The organism is Frankia gtarii, assembly GCF_025403375.1.
GTDB classification, from domain to species: Bacteria; Actinomycetota; Actinomycetes; order Frankiales; family Frankiaceae; genus Frankia; species Frankia gtarii.
Genome location: NZ_JAMPTM010000467.1, coordinates 1 through 2,632, shown reverse-complemented (window position 1 = coordinate 2,632; position 2,632 = coordinate 1). Strand labels below are relative to the sequence as shown.

3 protein-coding genes are annotated in these 2,632 nt (G+C 66.9%); 1 reads left to right on the top strand and 2 read right to left on the bottom strand.

The annotated features are described in order from the left end of the window. Positions 1 to 545: 545 nt before the first annotated feature. Entirely contained in the window at positions 546 to 1,019 is a 474-nt protein-coding gene (locus NBZ83_RS31480) for a helix-turn-helix domain-containing protein (RefSeq protein WP_261566632.1), read from the top strand. Positions 1,020 to 1,180: 161 nt separating this feature from the next. Here NBZ83_RS31480 and NBZ83_RS31475 read toward each other — a convergent pair whose 3' ends face one another. Both NBZ83_RS31475 and NBZ83_RS31470 read right to left on the bottom strand, forming a co-directional pair. After that, positions 1,181 to 1,447 (bottom strand): hypothetical protein, encoded by a 267-nt coding sequence (locus tag NBZ83_RS31475; protein WP_261566633.1) that lies wholly within the window; start codon positions 1,445 to 1,447, stop codon positions 1,181 to 1,183. 24 nt (positions 1,448 to 1,471) lie between these two features. Further along, positions 1,472 to 2,389, bottom strand: coding sequence for a LysR family transcriptional regulator (locus NBZ83_RS31470; protein ID WP_261566634.1), 918 nt, complete (start codon positions 2,387 to 2,389; stop codon positions 1,472 to 1,474). Between the last annotated feature and the right edge of the window lie 243 nt (positions 2,390 to 2,632).

The following is a 2,632-nucleotide window of genomic DNA, read 5'->3' as shown; positions in this document are numbered from 1 at the left end:
GCGAAACGGCTCGTCCGGCTCGGAGGGCTCCTCGCGTTGCCGAGGGGGGCGGGGCACCCGGCTCATCACGTTCCTCATTCCGTCTCGTACCGATTCCGTCTCGTATCGTCATTTTCGTATCTTCGCAGGCGATGAAACGTTAACGAGCATCGTTATACCACGGAACGGAACGACGATACGGGACGCCCGTCGTGTCCCGATCCTGGCGCCCGGGAAGTGAGGGTTATCGGGCGTCAGGGGGAGATGGCCCGGAACCGTGCCCGCAGTGAATCTGCGCTGCCCGGGTCGGATGCCGTGATCACGATGCAGGTTCGCTGAGACCGGACAGCCGTGCCCCGCGCCGAGGCCGGCCGTGGTCAGTTCTGGCGGGTGGGGGTGCTGGTAAGGAACGTGTCACCAGGTCCAAACGCGGGATGATCTACGAGCCCGAGGGGGTGAGGGCCGGGTCTTGGCTGCCGAAGACGCCAGGAAGGCAGTTCGCTACGCCCCTCCCGAGGACCCGGATCGGGTATGCCCGGGTCAGTGGGAAGAGTCAGGATCATCAGTTGCAGCTCGACGCGCTGGGCGCGGCTGATTGCCGCGAGGTGATCGTGGAGACGGCCAGCACCCGTAGTGATCGCCCGATACTGCGCGCCACCCTGTCGATGAAGGAGCTCCTGGTGCTCCTGGAGGATCAGCTGCACGCCCGGGACATCAACCTGGAGATCCTCACCGGCATTTGCGCCGGGCTGCACCGTCCTCGCGGGCAGAGCATCGCGGACAAGATGCTTTTCATGGTCGCGTCGATGGCCGCCGAGATGGAACGCGACTTGATCCACGAACGCACCGTCGATGGCCTGGCCGCAGCAGCAGCTCAAGGAAGGCACGGCGGTCGGCCGACCAAGGTGGACGCCGACACCCTGGCTGTCGCGTTGGCGCGGCAGGCCCGTGGCGAGTCCATCACCGAGATCGCCGAGTTCCTCAAGATCGGCCGATCCACTCTCTACCGCGCACTCCCACCGGAGGAGGTAAGCGATTGACCTGCAACCAGTTTGGAGGCCTGTGGGCTGCGTGCGAGCTCGTCGGCGATGTCAGAGTCGCACGCCGGCCCAGCGGGCGAAGCCGGTGAGGGAGTCGGTGGTGCGCCGGTCGATTTCGGGCAGGACGACGAGGGTTTCGCGGGCCTGGGGTGAGTAGTGGGTCAGCTGGGGGGCGAGGTGGCGGGCGGTGTTGAGCTCTTCGAGGGCCCGCTCGCGGTTGCCGTGCAGGAGCCAGGCGCGCGGGCCAGGTCGATGTGGTGGTGGCCCTGGCGGGAGATCATCATCCCGGCCGGCAGGGGCCGGTCGCGGGTCACGGGCTCACCCACCTGAACATCCACCGACGTGACCGCCTCGGCGGTGTACTCCACGAGTACAAGTATGCCGCCTGGCCAGCCCGGATGGCATTTCGGCAGGTACGGGGTCGGCATCGGGTGCGTTTTCGCTGAGCAAACTCACCGAGACCTGACGCCGGCCTCGCTCACTTCCGCCTCCAGTGCACGGACCATGGCTCTTGCCGCCAGGCTGGGACTCGCGTCCGTCACCGCCCACGCGGTACGGCGAAGTCCGCAGCGCTGGTCGCGGACCGGTATCCACCGAACCCCTCGTGGCACTGACTCGGCTGCGACACCAGGAACCAGCGCGATACCGAGGCCGGCAGCCACCAGGCCGAGCCGGGTCGGCCAGTCGCGAACGGCGAAGGCGATCTCCGGTTCCCCGGCGCCCGGCCAGGCGCCGAACTCAGGTGAGCCGCCGGCTTGGTCGCCGATCACCCAGGTCTGGTCGATGAGGTCATCAGGCTCGACCGACTGGCGGGCGGCGAACGGATGCGACTCGGCCACGGCAACCCCTGCGCCTCGTCCACTGTCCAGCTCAGTGAGCTGTAGACCGTCGAGATCGTACGTCGGCAGGCCCTCGCCCGTGGCCAGGATGGCTACCTCCAGCCGTCCCTGGCGCAAGGCTTTCAGCTGGGTGGGCGTCGAGCCCTCCAAAAGCTGGATCTGCAAGGCCGGATGCGCCGCCAGCAACCTTGCGACCGCCCGGGGCAGCAGAACCGCGGTCGCCGTGGGGAAGCCACCCACGACAAGCCTGCCGGCGAGGCGATCACGCAGGCCGGCCAACTCCTGGCCGGCGGCAGCAACACCTTCCAGCAGAAGGCCGGCATGACGGACCAGCACCTCCCCGGCGGCGGTCGAACGAACACCGCGAGCATGACGCTCGAACAGCGTTGTCCCGGCGACCTTCTCGGTGATCGCCACTTGCCGCGACACAGCCGACTGGGTGTACCCGAGCCGCTCGGCTGCGGCACTGAAGGAACCCGTCCGGGCCACCTCCAGAATGACTCGCAGGCCGACCAACGTCATCTCCGCCATCACCCCAGGCTACTACGATCTATGCGAAATGTTGATGGCTTCTGTGCCGAAGCATCGCTTGTGCGATACCTCGATCGAACGCAGGGTGGATACATGACAACCGCCCACGAGAAACCGTGTCAAGGCTTCCTGAAAATTGACCCCGTGGGGGTCTCGGAAATTTGACCCCCGCGCCTGGTTGATCAGTTGTGGTTGGGTCGGTCCTTGGCGAGGAGCTCGCGGCGTTGGCGGGTGCGGTAGGAG

Bases quoted from the DNA above. Each gene is read 5' to 3' on its own strand.
- NBZ83_RS31475 (WP_261566633.1), bottom strand. From the start codon at position 1,447: ATGCCGACCCCGTACCTGCCGAAATGCCATCCGGGCTGGCCAGGCGGC.
- NBZ83_RS31470 (WP_261566634.1), bottom strand. From the start codon at position 2,389: ATGGCGGAGATGACGTTGGTCGGCCTGCGAGTCATTCTGGAGGTGGCC.